This is a genomic window from Mesorhizobium sp. PUT5 (assembly GCF_052216645.1).
GTDB lineage: Bacteria > Pseudomonadota > Alphaproteobacteria > Rhizobiales > Rhizobiaceae > Mesorhizobium.
Map to the genome: position 1 here is coordinate 2,277,377 of NZ_JBQOSO010000003.1, position 15,866 is coordinate 2,293,242.

General features: G+C 65.2%; 14 protein-coding genes. 9 read left to right on the forward strand and 5 right to left on the reverse strand.

Annotation, left to right across the window (positions count from 1 at the left end; translation table 11 throughout):
* Nucleotides 1–10: 10 nt before the first annotated feature.
* Together ACTDI4_RS12630 and ACTDI4_RS12635 are read right to left on the reverse strand one after the other, a co-directional pair.
* Complete coding sequence (locus ACTDI4_RS12630) at nt 11–2,359, reverse strand: xanthine dehydrogenase family protein molybdopterin-binding subunit (protein WP_442841481.1); 2,349 nt, start codon at nt 2,357–2,359, stop codon at nt 11–13.
* Nucleotides 2,360–2,445: 86 nt separating this feature from the next.
* Nucleotides 2,446–2,937, reverse strand: coding sequence for a (2Fe-2S)-binding protein (locus tag ACTDI4_RS12635; protein ID WP_442841482.1), 492 nt, complete (start codon nt 2,935–2,937; stop codon nt 2,446–2,448).
* 211 nt (nt 2,938–3,148) lie between these two features.
* Here ACTDI4_RS12635 and ACTDI4_RS12640 point away from each other — a divergent pair, with 211 nt between their 5' ends.
* Together ACTDI4_RS12640 and ACTDI4_RS12645 are read left to right on the forward strand one after the other, a co-directional pair.
* Nucleotides 3,149–4,372, forward strand: coding sequence for an FIST N-terminal domain-containing protein (locus ACTDI4_RS12640; protein ID WP_442841483.1), 1,224 nt, complete (start codon nt 3,149–3,151; stop codon nt 4,370–4,372).
* 11 nt (nt 4,373–4,383) lie between these two features.
* Complete coding sequence (locus ACTDI4_RS12645) at nt 4,384–5,721, forward strand: hybrid sensor histidine kinase/response regulator (protein WP_442841484.1); 1,338 nt, start codon at nt 4,384–4,386, stop codon at nt 5,719–5,721.
* 104 nt (nt 5,722–5,825) lie between these two features.
* On the opposite strand, the gene ACTDI4_RS12650 is transcribed toward ACTDI4_RS12645, so the two are convergent.
* Entirely contained in the window at nt 5,826–6,509 is a 684-nt protein-coding gene (locus tag ACTDI4_RS12650) for a response regulator (RefSeq protein WP_442841485.1), read from the reverse strand.
* 194 nt (nt 6,510–6,703) lie between these two features.
* Between ACTDI4_RS12650 and ACTDI4_RS12655 the strand changes: the two genes are divergently transcribed.
* The 7 genes from ACTDI4_RS12655 (at nt 6,704) to ACTDI4_RS12685 (ending at nt 13,277) form a co-directional block, all read left to right on the forward strand.
* On the forward strand, nt 6,704–7,399 hold the full coding sequence (locus tag ACTDI4_RS12655) for a fumarylacetoacetate hydrolase family protein (RefSeq protein WP_442841486.1): 696 nt from the start codon (nt 6,704–6,706) through the stop codon (nt 7,397–7,399).
* Nucleotides 7,396–8,052 (forward strand): maleylacetoacetate isomerase, encoded by a 657-nt coding sequence (maiA, locus tag ACTDI4_RS12660; RefSeq protein WP_442841487.1) that lies wholly within the window; start codon nt 7,396–7,398, stop codon nt 8,050–8,052. Before ACTDI4_RS12655 ends, maiA begins: the two co-directional genes overlap by 4 nt.
* A gap of 9 nt (nt 8,053–8,061) precedes the next feature.
* Nucleotides 8,062–9,102 carry a zinc-dependent alcohol dehydrogenase family protein gene (locus ACTDI4_RS12665; RefSeq protein WP_442841488.1) on the forward strand — a complete coding sequence of 347 codons (1,041 nt, stop codon included), beginning with the start codon at nt 8,062–8,064 and terminating at the stop codon, nt 9,100–9,102.
* A 159-nt stretch (nt 9,103–9,261) separates the two neighbouring features.
* A complete protein-coding gene (locus tag ACTDI4_RS12670) occupies nt 9,262–10,146 on the forward strand; it encodes an ABC transporter permease (RefSeq protein WP_442841489.1) in 885 nt (294 codons plus the stop codon).
* Nucleotides 10,143–10,985, forward strand: coding sequence for an ABC transporter permease (locus tag ACTDI4_RS12675; protein WP_442841490.1), 843 nt, complete (start codon nt 10,143–10,145; stop codon nt 10,983–10,985). Before ACTDI4_RS12670 ends, ACTDI4_RS12675 begins: the two co-directional genes overlap by 4 nt.
* On the forward strand, nt 10,982–12,124 hold the full coding sequence (locus ACTDI4_RS12680) for an extracellular solute-binding protein (RefSeq protein ID WP_442841491.1): 1,143 nt from the start codon (nt 10,982–10,984) through the stop codon (nt 12,122–12,124). The genes ACTDI4_RS12675 and ACTDI4_RS12680 overlap by 4 nt, the downstream gene beginning before the upstream one ends.
* On the forward strand, nt 12,117–13,277 hold the full coding sequence (locus tag ACTDI4_RS12685; RefSeq protein ID WP_442841492.1) for an ABC transporter ATP-binding protein: 1,161 nt from the start codon (nt 12,117–12,119) through the stop codon (nt 13,275–13,277). The genes ACTDI4_RS12680 and ACTDI4_RS12685 overlap by 8 nt, the downstream gene beginning before the upstream one ends.
* 78 nt (nt 13,278–13,355) lie before the next feature.
* Here ACTDI4_RS12685 and ACTDI4_RS12690 read toward each other — a convergent pair whose 3' ends face one another.
* Nucleotides 13,356–15,038: an NAD+ synthase gene (locus ACTDI4_RS12690; RefSeq protein ID WP_442841493.1), complete on the reverse strand. Its 1,683-nt coding sequence runs from the start codon at nt 15,036–15,038 to the stop codon at nt 13,356–13,358.
* A gap of 56 nt (nt 15,039–15,094) precedes the next feature.
* Nucleotides 15,095–15,808, reverse strand: coding sequence for a DNA-3-methyladenine glycosylase I (locus tag ACTDI4_RS12695; protein ID WP_442841494.1), 714 nt, complete (start codon nt 15,806–15,808; stop codon nt 15,095–15,097).
* Nucleotides 15,809–15,866: the final 58 nt, after the last annotated feature.

The following is a 15,866-nucleotide window of genomic DNA, read 5'->3' on the forward strand; positions in this document are numbered from 1 at the left end:
GGCGTCCTCCTCAGTGCTTCGCCGCGCGGATCGCCGCCCAGACCTTTTGCGGGGTGGCCGGCATGGTGATGTCCTCCGAACCGATCGCATCCGTAATCGCGTTGATGACGGCGGGCGGCGAGCCGATGGCACCCGCTTCGCCGCAGCCCTTGAGGCCGAGCGGATTGGACGGCGACGGCGTGCTGGTCGTGGACACCTTGAACGACGGCAGGTCGCCGGCGCGCGGCATGGTGTAGTCCATATAGCTGGCCGTCAGGAGTTGGCCGCCGTCGTCGTAGTTCGCCCCTTCCAGAAGCGCCTGGCCGATGCCCTGCGCGACGCCTCCGTGCACTTGGCCCTCGACGATCATCGGGTTGATGATGTTGCCGAAATCATCTGCCGCCACGAACTGGATGATGTCGGTCATGCCTGTTTCGGGGTCGATCTCGACCTCGCAGATGTAGCAGCCGGCCGGGAAGGTGAAGTTGGCCGGATCGTAGAAGGCCGTTTCCTTGAGCCCCGGCTCCATGCCGGCGGGCAGGTTGTGCGCGGTATAGGCGGCAAGCGCCACCTGGAACCACGGCACCGACTTGTCCGTGCCGGCGACCTTCAGCGCACCGTCCTCGATGACGATGTCGCTTTCATCCGCCTCCAGCAGATGGGCGGCGATCTTGCGCGCCTTGGCTTCCACCTTGTCGAGCGCTTTCACGATGGCCGACATGCCGACCGCGCCCGAGCGCGAGCCATAGGTGCCCATGCCCATCTGCACCTTGTCGGTGTCGCCGTGGACGATCGAGATGGAGTCCATCGGAACGGAAAGACGCTGCGCGACAAGCTGGGCGAAGGTCGTTTCATGACCCTGGCCGTGGCTATGGGAACCGGTCAGGACCTCGATCGTGCCGACGGCATTGACCCGCACTTCCGCGCTTTCCCAGAGACCGACGCCGGCGCCCAGGCTGCCGACGGCCGCCGACGGCGCGATTCCGCAGGCCTCGATATAGCAACTGAAGCCGATGCCCCGCAGCTTGCCCGCCTTCTTCGCCGCTTCGCGGCGCTGTTCGAAGCCCACATAGTCGGCGGCCTTCATCGCTGCGTCGAGCGAGGCGGCGAAGTCGCCGGCATCGTAGTTCATGATGACCGGCGTCTGGTGCGGGAAGGTGGTGACGAAGTTCTTGCGCCGCAATTCGGCCGGCGACATGCCGAACTGGCGCGCCGCCACTTCCAGCATGCGCTCCACGTTGAAGGCGGCTTCGGGGCGCCCTGCCCCGCGATAGGCATCGACCGGCGCGGTGTTGGTGTAGATCGCCTTCACGTTGGCGTGGATCGCCGGGATATCGTACTGGCCCGACAGGAGCGTGGCGTAGAGATAGGTCGGCGTCGCCGACGAGAACAGCGACATGTAGGCGCCCAGATTGGCCTTGGTCTCCACCTTGAAGCCGATGATCTTGTAGTCCTGGTCGAAGGCCATTTCGGCATGGGTGTGGTGGTCGCGGCCATGAGCGTCGGTCAGGAAGCTTTCGGTGCGGTCGGCCACCCATTTGACCGGCACGCCCGTCTTCTTCGAGGCCCACAGGCACACGATCTCTTCCGGATAGATGTAGATCTTGGAACCGAAGCCGCCGCCGACATCGGGGGCAATGACGCGCAGCTTGTTTTCCGGCGCCACGTTGTAGAAGGCGCTCATGACCAGGCGCGCGACATGCGGATTCTGCGAGGTGGTCCAGCAGGTGTAGTGGTCCTCCGCCTTGTCGTAGACGCCAAGTGCGGCGCGCGGCTCCATGGCATTCGGAACCAGCCGGTTGTTGACGATGTCCATCTTGACGACATGCGCGGCCTTCTGGAAGGCGGCTTCCGTCTCGGCGGCGTTGCCGATCTCCCAATCGAAGATCAGGTTGTTGTCGGCCTCAGGATGAATCTGCGGCGCCCCGGCGTCCATCGCCTTGGAGGCATCGACCACCGAAGCAAGCTCGTTGTAGGCAATCTCGACCGCCTCGGCCGCATCGCGCGCCTGGCCCTTGGTGTCGGCCACCACGATGGCGACCGCGTCGCCGACATAGCGCACCCGGTCGACAGCCAGCGGCGACCATGCGCCCATCTTCATCGGCGTGCCGTCCTTGGAGTGGATCATCCAGCCGCAGATGAGGTTGCCGATACCATCCGCCTTGAGCTGCTTGCCGATCAGCACGTCGATCACGCCCGGCATGCCGCGGGCCTTGTCCACGTCGATGCCGACGATCTCGGCATGCGCGTGCGGGCTGCGCACGAAAGCGGCATGCTTCATGCCCGGCACGACCATGTCGTCGACATAGCGGCCGGCACCGGTGATGAATCTCTTGTCTTCCTTGCGCGCGACGCGGGCGCCGATGCCTTCAATACCCATCAGAATCTTCCTCCCGGAATCCGGTGAATGGGAAAATGGTGAATGGCCGAAACGTACCCCTCAGGCCATTCCCTGTTCACCATTCACTAAGCCGCCTTCGCCGTACCTTCGCCCGCCATCGCCTTCGCCGCCGCGAGGATCGCCTTGACGATGTTGTGATAGCCGGTGCAGCGGCAGATATTGCCCTCCAGTTCGGCCCGCACGGTCGTTTCGTCGAGCCCTTCCGGGTGGCGGCGGATCATATCGGTGGCGGTCATGATCATGCCGGGCGTGCAGAACCCGCATTGCAGGCCGTGATGCTCCTTGAAGGCGGCCTGAACGGGGTGCAGATCGGCGCCGTCCGCCAGACCTTCGATCGTCACCACGGTCGAGCCGGACGCCTGCGCGGCGAGCATGGAGCAGGATTTCACTGCCTTGCCGTCGACATGGACGACGCAGGCGCCGCATTGCGAGGTGTCGCAGCCGACATGGGTGCCGGTCAGCCCCAGGTGCTCGCGCAAGAAATGGACCAGCAGCGTGCGGTCTTCGACGGTCGCGCTGACCCGTCTTCCATTCACTGTCAACGTCACGTCAGACATGAAGCCTCCCTGGGTGCTGAACCTTGGTATCGGCCGCCGGGCACGCCCTCCTCACCGGCACACCGCTATTCTTATCTCGCATAACGACCGGCAAGGCCAGCCCTGCCTCGATTGCTCACGAGAATGCTATCGGCCCCGGACGCCGTATATTGTACTTTCGGTCATGCGCGCCGGCGCGCGGCCATTGCCAAGCGCATGCGCAGCGGCAACAATGTTGCGCCGGCAATGCCGGGGCGACCGCGGGAGGAATGGGCTGGCCTGTCTTCGCACGCGCTATGGATGCGGCCTGACGGCGCTCACCACCGATGAGCCCGACATGGACGCTTTTGCCTGCGCGCTGGCGCAGGAGGCCGAGGCGGCAGGCGCCGGCTTCGCGCTGCTGTTCTTCTCCCAGAGCCTCGTGGATGCCGAAGTCCTGGCCGCCGCGCTGCGCGCCCATGCTCCCGCGCTTGCCCATGCCGGCTGTTCGACCGCCGGCGAGATCACGCCCCGGGGGCTGGAGGATGGCCACGTCCTGGCCATGCTGTTCCCCTCCGCCGCCTTCACCGTCGCCAGCGCCATGGTGGAAGGCATCTCCACCTCCGGCATGGACCGCATCACCACCGAGGTCGAGGCGCTGCGGCGCAGGCTGCGTGCGCCCGCGGGCAACGGAGCGGACGCCGGACCTGGCGGCAACGTCTTTGCGCTCTGCTTCATCGACGGCCTGTCCTATGCCGAGGAGGCCGTCACCTCCGCCATCCACTGGGGGCTGGACGACATTCCCCTCATCGGCGGCTCGGCCGGCGACGACCTGAAGTTCGAGACCACGCGCCTGATCCGCGACGGACGCGTGACTACCGACAGCGCCATCATCGTGCTGGTGGCGACGCCGATCCCGTTCCACGTCTTCAAGACCGACAATTTCGTCCCGACCGGCGAGAAGCTGGTGGTGACCGCCTCCGACCCCGAGCGCCGCATCGTGCGCGAATTCAACGCCGGCGTGGCTGCGCAGGAATATGCCGCCTCGGTCGGCATGACGCCGCACACGCTCACTCCGATGAGCTTCGCCTCGCATCCGGTCGTGGTGAAGGTGGGTGGCGAATATTACTGCCGCTCGATCCAGAAGGTGAATCCGGACGGCTCGCTGTCCTTCTTCTGCGCCATAGACGACGGGGTGGTGCTGTCCATCGCCCAGCCGAAGGGGATGGTGGAATCGACGCGCGCGGCGCTGAGGGAAGTGGAGGCGCGGCTCGACGGCATCGACCTGATCCTCGGCTTCGACTGCGTGCTGCGCCGGCTCGACGCGCGCAACCGGCAGGTTTTCCGGGATATTTCCGAACTGTACCGAACCAACCGGGTGATCGGCTTCGGCACCTATGGCGAACAGTACCGCTCCATGCACCTCAACCAGACCTTCACCGGCATTGCCTTCGGCCAGCGGCAGGCGGCGGAATAGCGGGGGCCGTCATGGCGCTGGGCGACGTGGACGACATCGAAAGGCTGAAGAAGATCAACGCCGCCCTCGTCAGCCGCGTCGAGCGGTCGATGGACCAGCAGGGCAACGCCTTTTCCCTGTTCCAGACGGCGATCCTGCTGGAGAACCGGGTGCGCACGCGCACGGAGGAATTGCAGCAGACCCTGCGGCGGCTTGAGCAGTCCAATATCGAGTTGAGCGCCGCGAAAGAAAGCGCCGAGCAGGCGAACCTTTCCAAGACGCGCTTTCTCGCGGCAGCCAGCCACGACGTGCTACAGCCGCTCAACGCCGCGCATCTTTCCGTCTCGGCGCTGGCCGAGGTGCAGACCAGCGACGAAGGCCGCAAGCTGGTGCGGCAGGTGGAACGCTCGCTGGAGACCATGGGCGACCTGCTGCGCACGCTGCTGGACATTTCCAAGCTGGATGCGGGCGTGGTCCAGCCGGAAATCTCCGACGTCAACCTGGAGACGCTGTTTTCGGCGCTGCGCTCGGATTTCCAGCCGATGGCCGGGATGAAGGGGCTGAAGCTGAAGTTCCGGCCGGCCGGCGTCATGGTACGCTCCGACCGCACCCTCCTGCGCCGCATCCTCCAGAACGTGCTGTCGAACGCCCTGCGCTACACCCAGGCGGGCGGCGTGCTGGTCGGCATCCGCCGGCGCGGCGCGACCGTCAGGATCGACGTCGCCGACACCGGTTGCGGCATTCCCGACCACGAGCGCGAGGCCGTGTTCGAGGAATTCCACCGGGCGGCCGCCGGAAGCGATGCCGGCCAGAGCGCAGGACTGGGGCTCGGGCTTGCCATCGTGCGGCGCATGGCCGGAGCGCTGGGCCACCCGGTCACCTTCTCCTCGCGCATCGGGCGCGGCACCATCTTCCACATCGACGTGCCGCTGGCCGAGGGCGTCGCCGCCGAACCCGTCTTAGCGGCGGGTGAGATGGAGCGTCCGCCCGGCTACGGGCTGTTCGGCTCCAAGGTGCTGCTGGTGGAGAACGACGCCGACGTGCGCGGCGCCATGACGTCGCTGCTGGAGCGCTGGCAATGCGCGGTGCGCGGCGCCGCCTCCACCGACGACGCGCTGGACGCGCTGGGCGACACCGCCTGGATTCCCGACATCGTCATAGCCGACCAGCATCTCGATCTCGGCGATCTCGGCACCAGCACCATCGCGGAGGTACGAGAATATCTCGGCCGGCCGGTGCCGGCGCTGATCGTCACCGCCGACCCCTCGGACGAAATCGCCGCAGCCGCCCGCGCGGCCGGCATCGAGGTCATGCGCAAGCCGCTGAAACCGGCGCAGCTTCGCGCGCTGCTGGCGCATCTGCTGGCGTAGGTTCCTTCCGGCATGCCGCTTTCCCCTGTCATGCCGGAATCTGGCACGAACGATGCGCGGAGTGCCGATCCGCGGCTCCGTCCGAGATTGCGGCTGTCGGCCGGTCAAAGTCCGGTCTGGTCGCGAAACAGTTCGGCGCTGTCGAGCTTGGACACCTCGATCACCGCCTGGGTCCGGGAGTAGACGTTGAGCTTGCGCAGGATCTCCGAGACATGCGCCTTCACGGTCGTCTCGCCCACCTGCAGTTCGAAGGCGATCTGCTTGTTCAGCATGCCCTGGCGCAACATCTGCAGGACCCGCAACTGCTGTGGCGTCAGCCTCGCCAGGCGCTGCACCATGTCGGCGCGGTCGGCGCTGTCGGCATCGGGCTGGCTGCCCTCGTAGGTATCCGGCACATAGACCGCGCCTTCGATCACCGAACGGATGGCGGCGGCAAGCTCGTCCTTGCGCGCCGATTTCGGCACGAAGCCCGCCGCCCCGTAAGACAGCGCCTCGGCGATGATCTTGGCATCCTCGTGGCCCGATACGACCAGCACCGGCAGGCGCGGATAGCGGGTACGAAGCTGGAGCAGGCCCTCGAATCCGTGCACGTCGGGCATGGACAGGTCCAGCAGCGCCAGATCGAAGGGCTTTTGGCCGGCCAGCATGTCCAGGGCCTCGGCGATCGAACGCGCCTCGACCGTGTCGACTTCGGGATAAGCGCTGTGCACGGCGCTGTGGAGGGCCTCGCGGAACAGCGGGTGGTCGTCGATGATGAGGAACCGGGCGGCTTCACTGGCGGCTGACATTGGTCGGGCTTTCAAGCTCCCGTCTTGCGGCGTGCGGCCGATGGTTGGGCAAGGATAGCGCCTTAGGCGCGCTGCGTTATTGCCAAATAGTATAGCGATCCCGGAGGCAGGCAAAGTTTGCGAACGCCATGCTTGCCCACCCGCCCAAATCGGCCGATTGTGAAAACGAGTCGCAACCGATGAAGCCTGAGAGCATGACCGATTTTGTCCTTCCCCTGTCCGTTCCGCCCTCGCTTGCCGTCGCCGGCAGCAAGGCGCGCTTTCCGGTGCGCCGCATCTTCTGCGTCGGCCGCAACTATGCGGCCCATGCGCGCGAACTGGGCAATGACGAGCGCGACCCGCCGTTCTTCTTCACCAAGCCGGCTGATGCCGTGGTCGATTCGGGCGCCACCATCCCCTATCCGCCCCTGACGCAGAACCTGCATCATGAGATCGAGTTGGTCGTGGCGATCGGCAAGGGAGGTTTCCGCATCCCGCGCGCGGAGGCGCTCGATCACGTGTGGGGCTACGGCGTGGGCATCGACCTTACCCGGCGCGACCTCCAGGACGTGGCCAAGAAGGCCGCGCGCCCCTGGGACTGGTCCAAGGCCTTCGACCGCTCCGCGCCGTGCGGCGCGCTGATGCCCGTCGAAAAGGCTGGTCACCCCGGCAAGGGCCGTATCCGGCTGGCCGTCAACGGCGAGGTCCGCCAGGACGGCGACCTGACCGAGATGATCTGGCCGGTTGCCGACATCGTGGCCATCTGCAGCGAGGCCATGGAACTCCAGCCGGGCGACCTGATCTTCACCGGCACGCCGGCCGGCGTCGGCGCCCTCCAGCCCGGCGACCGCGCCAGCGGCGAGGTCGAGGGCATCGGCACGGTCGAATTGACGATCGGACAGCCGCAGTGAGCGAAATCGTCCTTCACAACTACTGGCGCTCCTCCACCTCCTACCGGGTGCGGATCGCGCTGGAGATGAAGGGCCTTTCTTACCGTTACGTGCCGCATCACCTGCGCTTCGGCGAGCATCGCGAGCCGGATTACCTGGCCGTCAACCCGCAGGGGCTGGTGCCGGCGCTGATCTGGACGGACGGAGCCGTGCTTGGCCAGTCGCTGGCCATCATCGAGTTCCTCGACGAGACGGCGCCCGAGCCGCCGTTGCTGCCGCGTGACGCGGCCGGACGGGCGCGTGTGCGCATGCTGGCGCAGATGATTGCCTGCGACATCCATCCGGTGAACAATCTGCGGGTGCTGACCAGCCTCCGCGCCCTGTTCGGCGCGGGCGACGAGGATGTCGCCAACTGGTTCCGGCATTGGGTGAATGAAGGGTTTCAACCTCTTGAGAAGATGCTTTCTTCTTCGTCGCAGACGGGCACTTTCTGCCATGGCGAGATACCCGGCCTCGCCGACATATGCCTGGTGGCCCAGGTGGCCAGCAACGCCCGCTTCCATGTCGACATGAGCCCCTATCCGACGATCTCGCGCATCCACGCCGCCTGCATGGACCTGCCGGCCTTCCTGAAGGCCGCGCCGCAGAACCAGATCGACGCCGAACAATTGTAAGGACCCCCGATGAAAGCCGTATTGTTCGAGAAATTCGGTGAAAAACCCGAATTGCGCACCGTACCCGACCCGACGCCCTCACCGGAAGGCGTGGTCATCAAGGTGGAGGCGACGGGACTGTGCCGCAGCGACTGGCATGGCTGGATGGGGCACGATCCCGATATCCACCTGCCGCATGTGCCCGGGCATGAACTCGCCGGCACGGTCGTGGCCGCCGGCAAGCGGGTGAGCCGGTGGAAGGCGGGCCAGCGTGTCACCGTGCCGTTCGTGGCTGCGTGCGGCCGCTGCTTCGAGTGCGCCAGCGGCAACCAGCAGGTATGCGAGCACCAGTTCCAGCCGGGTTTCACCGCCTGGGGCTCGTTCGCCGAATATGTGGCCATCGACTTCGCCGACACCAATCTCGTCAGCCTGCCCGAAACGATGGATTTCGCCACCGCCGCCAGCCTCGGCTGCCGCTTCGTCACGTCCTTCCGTGCCGTCGTGGACCAGGGACGGGTGACGCCGGGCGAGTGGGTGGCCGTGCATGGCTGCGGCGGCGTGGGCCTGTCGGCGGTGATGATCGCGTCGGCCATGGGCGCCAATGTGGTGGCGGTGGACCTTGCCGAGGACAAGCTGGATTTCGCCCGCAAGATCGGCGCGGTTGCGACCGTCAATGCCGCCCAAGCCGAAAATGTGGTCAAGGCCATCAAGCAGATCACCAATGGCGGCGCACATATGTCGATGGATGCGCTCGGTCATCCAACTACTTGTTTCAATTCGATTTCCTGCCTGCGTCGGCGCGGCCGCCACGTGCAGGTCGGCCTCATGCTGGGCGAGCACGCCAGGGCGGCGGTGCCGATGTCGAAGGTGATCGCCTATGAGTTGGAAATCCTCGGCAGCCACGGCATGCAGGCCTTCCGCTACGGTGCCATGATGGAGATGATAGGGACGGGCAAGCTCAAGCCCGAACTGCTGATCGGCCGCACCATGAGCCTGGAGGAGGCCCCTGCCGCGTTGATGGCGATGGACACGTTCGCAGGCATCGGGATTGGCGTGGTGACACGGTTCTAACTCGCCTTCACGGTGGCCGGAGGCGGCCGCCAGCCTGCCTGCCCGTGAAAAAGCGCGAAGAAAATTCACCTCTGACCGGTAGACAACTGCGCGCGGATCGCCCAATCTGGCATTCAGACCGGCAGAAGCAGCCGGCCCAACCGGGGCGCTAAGATCCGGATGACAAAGATCAAGGGGTGGACACTCTACGACGCTCGGCTGGCGTGGGCCCTCATCGCCCCGACGCTGCTGCTGCTGGTCGTGTTCCTGTTGCTGCCCATCCTCGTCATGGCGGTCTACACCTTCTTCACCTTCGTCACCGCCGGGGTGGAATCGAGCGCGCTGACGCTGGCCAACTGGACCGAGTTCCTGACCGACAGCTATTATCACGGCTTCCTGCTGAAGACCGTGCGCGTCGGCGCCATCACCGCGATCATCTGCGCGGTCCTGGGCTATTTTCCCGCCTATTTCATCTGGGCCACGTCCTTCCGGCACAAATGGCTCCTGCTTCTGCTGCTCATCGTGCCGTTCTGGATTTCCTTCACCATCCGCACCTTCTCCTGGATCAACATCCTGGGCGAACAGGGCGTCATCAACGTCGTGCTGCTCAGGCTCGGCCTCATCTCGGAACCACTGCCGATGCTCTATACCGAGGGCGCCGTCATCATGGGCCTGCTGCATTTTCTGCTGCCCTACATGATCCTCAACGTCTATGTGAGCCTTGAAAGCATCGACCGCACGCTGATCTCGGCCGCCCAGTCCATGGGCTGTACCAGCGCGCAGGCATTCCGGGAGGTCACGCTGCCGCTTTCGCTGCCGGGGCTGGCGGCGGGTCTGCTGCTGTGCTTCGTGCTGGCCGCCGGCAGCTATGTGACGCCCCAGCTCCTGGGCTCCGGGCGCGACGCGCTGTTCGGCAACCTGATCTACGACACCATCATGAGCCAGTTGAACTGGCCGATGGGCGCCACGCTGTCGATCGTGCTGTTCGTGCTGCTCGGCTGCGTCGCGGCCACCTACACACGCTACATGGGCATGTCGCAGATCATGAAGGGGCTGGGTGGATGACGGCGCTGCGGCACGATCGCCAGGGCATCTGGGCCTGGCGCATCACCGGCCTGGTCACCCTGCTCGTCTACATCTTCCTGTTCGCGCCAATCGTGGCCACGGTCGTGCTGTCCTTCAACGCCTCGATGTTCGGCGGCTTCCCCCTCACCGGCTTCAGCCTGCAATGGTACGCCAAGCTGATGACCAACGAGCCGGTGCTCGCCGCCTTCCGCACATCGATGTGGATCGCGCTCGTCACAGCCGCGGTGACCACCCTCCTCGGCATCATGGTGGCCTTTGCCCTGGTACGCTTCCAGTTCCCCGGAAAGCAGACCTTCGGCACGCTGGTCATCCTGCCGGCACTGGTGCCGGAGACGATCCTGGGCGTGGGGCTTCTGGTGCTCATCAAGGCCGTGGACCAGCCCCGCACCATCTGGCTGCTTTTGCTGGGCCATATCCTGCTGGCGCTGCCCTATGTGGTGCTCGTGGTGCAGGCGCGCATGATCGGCATCAGCCGCACCTATGAGGAGGCAGCGCTTTCGCTGGGTGCGGCGCGCATCGCCACGTTCCGCGAGATCACCCTGCCGCTGCTGATACCGGCGGTGGCGGCGGGGATGCTGCTGGCCTTCACCATCTCATTCGACAACACCTCCGCCAGCCTGTTCTGGAGGCCGGCCGGCGTGGAGACCATGCCGACCCAGATCCTGTCCATGCTGAAGATCTCGATAAGTCCGGAAGTGAACGCGCTCGGCACGGTCATGGTCCTCGTGACCGTCGGCATCCCGCTCATTGGCGGCCTTATCCTGCAAAGCCTCACGCAGTTGAGGAAACGTGTCGGTAGAAAGGGGAGTGCAGCATGAAAATGTCCAATACGACAAGATTGGAACGCCTGAGCGAGCGCTATCAGAACGGCGACATCAGCCGCAGGACATTCCTGACGCTGACGGCCGCCGCCGCGGCCTCGACGGGCCTTTCCATGCCCTGGATGGGGCGCGCGCTGGCCGCAGCGACGGAAGTCCGCTTCGACGGCTGGGGCGGCGTGGTGCAGGAGGCGATCGATAAGTACGCCTTCCAGCCCTACACGGCAAAGACCGGCATCAAGGTGGTGCAGGGTACATTCGGCGACGAGGACGAGATCATCACCAAGATCAAGACCTCCAAGCCCGGCGACTATCAGGTCGTCCATTCCTCCGGCGTGAACTACTACATCAAATACGTGAATGCGGGCGTGAACACGGAGATCAACGAGGCCAACATTCCCAATATGAAGAACGTGCTCGAGCCGATGATCGAGCCGTTCCGCAAGATCACGCCGAAGATCTCGGCCGTGCCCTATGACTACGGCACCACCGGCATCGCCTACAACAACAAGGTCATCTCCGATGAGGAGGCCAAGGAAAAGGGCGTCGGTCTGCTGTTCGACAAGAAATACCAGGGCAAGGTGGGCGGCTATTCCGACATGACCACGCGCGTCTGGTATGCCGCGCTGCAAACCGGCCAGGACCCCAACGACATCAAGGACATGGATGCGGTCTGGGCCAAGGTGCGCGAGAATCGCGATCTGGCCAAGAAATTCTGGAGTTCCGGCGCGGAGTTGATGGACCTTCTGTCCAAAGGCGAGATCGTGGTCACCGATGCGTGGTCCGGGCGCGTCGCGGCCCTCCAGCAGCAGGGCCACCCCATCGGCTATCTCGACCCGAAGGGCTCCTACGCCTGGATGGAGGACATGCTGGTGCTCAAGGGCGCGCCGATGGCCGAATGCGAGGAGTTGATCAACTTCATGCTCGATCCCGCGACCTCGATCGCCGTGGCCGAAGGCCAGAACTATCCGCCATCGCTCGACCCCACCAAGGTGAAGCTCACCGAGAAGATCGAGAAGCTTCCCGCCTTCGACCCGACCGGCTCGATGAAGGCGCTGACCTTCGCCGACCCCATCTACTGGGCGAAGAACGAGGACGCCTGGACCAAGCAGTGGGATAGGATTTCCAAAGGTGCATGACAGCCTGCACACATCGCCCCGGCCGGCTGCGGCCGGGGCCCTGCCCGGCACCGATCTCGCACCCGTGCGACAGCCGGCGGTCGAGTTCCGCGACATCGCCATCGCCTATGGCAGGTTCATGGCGGTGCGGGACTTCTCGCTTGCGATCAGAAAGGGCAGCTTCGTCACGCTGCTCGGCCCGTCAGGCTGCGGCAAGACCACCATCCTGCGCTCCATAGCAGGCCTCGTGGACGTCACCGAAGGCCAGATATCCATCGGCGGCCGGCGGGTGGACGATGTGCCCATCTACAAGCGCAATATCGGCCTGGTGTTCCAGAGCTATGCGCTGTTCCCGCACAAGAGCGTGTTCGACAACGTCGCTTTCGGCCTGAAATACCGCAAGGTGTCCAAGCCCGAGATCGCGCGCAGGGTGGGCAAGGCGCTGGAGATGGTTCGGCTTCCCGGTTCCGAAAGGAAGCTGCCGTCGCAGCTCTCCGGCGGACAGCAGCAACGCATCGCGCTCGCCCGCGCCATCGTCTTCGAGCCCGAGGTGCTTTTGATGGACGAGCCGCTGTCGGCGCTCGACGCCAACATGCGCGAGGAAATGCGCGTCGAGATCAAAAAGATCCAGAAGGAAACCGGCATCACCGCCATCTTCGTCACGCACGATCAGGAAGAGGCGTTGTCCATGTCGGACCAGATCGTGGTGATGAACGCCGGCCGGATCGAGCAGATCGGCACGCCCGAGCAGGTCTATGCCGAGCCCGCGACGGCTTTCGTCGCCGACTTCCTCGGCAAGGCCAACATGCTGCCGGGCACGGTGGCGGCGGTGGACGGCCTCGTGGCGACCATCGCCCTGGCCGCAGGCCGGAGCGTCACGGCGCTTTCGCCGCGCGTGCTGGCGCCGGGGGAAAGCATTACGCTGGTCGTGCGGCCGCAGAAGCTTCAGGTTGCGGCCGCCGGTGCCTGCGCGAACAGACTGGCCGGCAAGATCGTGTCGACCTCCTATCTCGGCGGCAGCGCCGTCTACGAGATCGACATCGGCCAGGGCTCGGTCGTGCGCGCCTACGCGCTGATCGACGGAAAGGTCGCGCGCGAAGGCGAGACGGTAGAGATCGGATTCGACCCCGCCGCCTGCGTGCTGCTCGACGCGCAGGGCCGGCGTATCGCGTGACGGCGGATTGGCAAACCTGGAACCCTATTGGAATAGCAATGCCATATGTCCGCTTTCCAATGTCGGGTTTGAGGCCGGCTACCGGCCGTCGCGAAAGCGGTTCGTGATCGGATAGCGCCGGTCGCGGCCGAAATTCTTCCTGGTGATCTTCACGCCGGGAGCCGCTTGCCGGCGCTTGTATTCGGCAATGTAGAGCAGGTTCTCCACCCGTGTCACCGTGGCGCGATCATGGCCGCGAGCGACGATCTCGTCCACGCCCATCTCGTTCTCGACGAGGCATTCGAGGATGTCGTCGAGCGCCGGATAGGGCGGCAGCGAATCCTGGTCGGTCTGGTTCTCGCGCAATTCCGCAGACGGCGCCTTGTCGATGATGTGGGTCGGAATCACCTCGCCGGACGGGCCGAGCGCGTCCGGCGGCACATGGGCGTTGCGCCAGCGCGACAGGGCGTAGACCTGCATCTTGTAGAGATCCTTGATCGGGTTGAAGCCGCCGTTCATGTCGCCGTAGAGCGTGGCGTAGCCCACCGACATTTCCGACTTGTTGCCGGTGGTGACCACCATCGAGCCGAACTTGTTCGAGATCGCCATGAGGATGGTGCCGCGCGCCCGCGACTGCAGGTTCTCCTCGGTGATACCTTCCTTCGTGCCTTCGAAAAGCTGGGTCAGCGCGTGCTGGAACCCCTCCACCGGTTCCTGGATCGGCACGATGTCGTATCGGCAGCCGAGCGCGCGGGCGCAATCCTCGGCGTCCTTCAGCGATGCCTGCGTCGTGTAGCGATAGGGCATCATCACGCAGCGCACCCGCTCCTCGCCCAGCGCGTCGACTGCAAGCGCCGCACAGATCGCCGAATCGATGCCGCCCGAAAGGCCGAGCACGACGTTTTTGAAGCCGTTCTTGTTGACGTAGTCGCGCAGGCCCAGCATGCAGGCGCGGTAGTCTGCTTCTTCGTGGTCCGGCAGTCTCGACATCGGGCCTTCGGTGGAGACCCAGCCGCGATCGGCCCTCACCCAGGTCGTGACGGCCAGCGCTTCCTCGAACTGACTCATCTGGAAGGCGAGCGTCCTGTCGGCATTGATGGCGAAGGAGGCGCCATCGAACACCAGTTCATCCTGCCCGCCGAGCTGGTTGGCCCACACCAGCGGCAGGCCGCTTTCGATCACCTGCCGGATGACGATCTGCTGGCGCACGTCCATCTTGCCGCGATAGTAAGGGGAGCCGTTCGGAACCAGCAGCATTTCGGCGCCGCTCTCCGAGAGCGTCTCGCAGACGCCATGGTCGCCCCAGATATCCTCGCAGATGGGAATGCCGATGCGCACGCCGCGAAAATTCACAGGCCCCGGCAGGTCGGGGCCTGCCTGGAACACGCGCTTTTCGTCGAACTCGCCATAATTCGGCAGGTCGACCTTGAAGCGCTCGGCGATCACCTTGCCGCCATCGGCGACAATGACGGAATTGTGCGTGCCACTCTTGCGTTTCAGCGGCGTGCCGATGACGACGCCAGGGCCGCCATCGGCCGTATCGGCGGCAATCTCGGCCACGGCACGCTCACAGGCATTGAGGAAAGCCGGCTTGAGGATGAGATCCTCCGGCGGATAGCCGGCCAGGAACAGCTCGGTGAACAGCACCAGGTCGGCGCCCTGCCGGGCCGCCTCCGCCCTGGCCTCGCGCGCCTTGGCGAGATTGCCGGCGACGTCGCCGACGGTCGGGTTGAGTTGGGCGATGGCGATGCGCAAGGTGTCGGGAGCGGATGTCTTCGTCATGCCACGGGTTTAGCGTGGGCGGCCGCGACCGGCAATGGCGTCGGCTACGGCCGGCCCTACTCTGCGGTGTAATGACGGAGCGTCTCGGGCGGATTGTTCGGACCGATCGACATGGCCAGAATTCGCGAGATGTGCTTGCGCGACAGCCCCGCCTCGCCCGCCCACTGGTTGATCTGGGCCTGGATTTTCGCCATGTCGCGCTTGGAGGTCGGGGTTTCGGCGATGTCGAGGCCGGCGTCGCGCAATGCCGCCACCATGTCGGCCGAGAGCACATATGTGTCCCATTCCAGCCAGCGCAGCACATACTGACCCGTATTGCCGCCCAGCCGGCTGCCGTGCTTGGCTAGGAAGGCCGTCAGGCCAGCCTGGTCGTCGGCCGGCCACTGACTGAGGAAGCGCCCGAACCCGCCATGCTCCTGCGACACGCGCTCGACGAAGGCGGCGTTGTCGCGCACGGACCTGATCTTCTGCGGATTGCGCACGATGCGCTTGTCGGCAGCCAGTTCGTGCCAGAAGTCGTCGGGTTGGAACAGAAGCCGCTTGGGCTCGAAGCGGAGGAAGGCTTCCTCGAAGCCCGGCCATTTCTGCTCGATCACGCTCCACACGAAGCCGGCCGAAAAGACGCGCTCGCTCATGGTGGACAGGATGCGGTCGTCGCCGACCCTGGCCAGCGCGGCATTGTCGGGCACGGCACCCAGCAGCGACGCCAGCACCTCGTCGCCGCCCTTGCGCGCGGCCGCGCGCGCCCGGATCTTCTGGAAATCAGCCATGGGTTCCTCACATTCGCGCTGAAACTAGCACTTCCCGAGTGCCTCGCCAGCCACTACC

Bases quoted from the DNA above. Each gene is read 5' to 3' on its own strand.
- ACTDI4_RS12655 (WP_442841486.1), top strand. From the start codon at position 6,704: ATGACCGATTTTGTCCTTCCCCTGTCCGTTCCGCCCTCGCTTGCCGTC.
- ACTDI4_RS12680 (WP_442841491.1), top strand. From the start codon at position 10,982: ATGAAAATGTCCAATACGACAAGATTGGAACGCCTGAGCGAGCGCTAT.
- ACTDI4_RS12645 (WP_442841484.1), top strand. From the start codon at position 4,384: ATGGCGCTGGGCGACGTGGACGACATCGAAAGGCTGAAGAAGATCAAC.
- ACTDI4_RS12690 (WP_442841493.1), bottom strand. From the start codon at position 15,038: ATGACGAAGACATCCGCTCCCGACACCTTGCGCATCGCCATCGCCCAA.
- ACTDI4_RS12695 (WP_442841494.1), bottom strand. From the start codon at position 15,808: ATGGCTGATTTCCAGAAGATCCGGGCGCGCGCGGCCGCGCGCAAGGGC.
- ACTDI4_RS12635 (WP_442841482.1), bottom strand. From the start codon at position 2,937: ATGTCTGACGTGACGTTGACAGTGAATGGAAGACGGGTCAGCGCGACC.
- ACTDI4_RS12640 (WP_442841483.1), top strand. From the start codon at position 3,149: ATGTTGCGCCGGCAATGCCGGGGCGACCGCGGGAGGAATGGGCTGGCC.
- ACTDI4_RS12630 (WP_442841481.1), bottom strand. From the start codon at position 2,359: ATGGGTATTGAAGGCATCGGCGCCCGCGTCGCGCGCAAGGAAGACAAG.
- ACTDI4_RS12665 (WP_442841488.1), top strand. From the start codon at position 8,062: ATGAAAGCCGTATTGTTCGAGAAATTCGGTGAAAAACCCGAATTGCGC.
- ACTDI4_RS12650 (WP_442841485.1), bottom strand. From the start codon at position 6,509: ATGTCAGCCGCCAGTGAAGCCGCCCGGTTCCTCATCATCGACGACCAC.
- ACTDI4_RS12675 (WP_442841490.1), top strand. From the start codon at position 10,143: ATGACGGCGCTGCGGCACGATCGCCAGGGCATCTGGGCCTGGCGCATC.
- ACTDI4_RS12670 (WP_442841489.1), top strand. From the start codon at position 9,262: ATGACAAAGATCAAGGGGTGGACACTCTACGACGCTCGGCTGGCGTGG.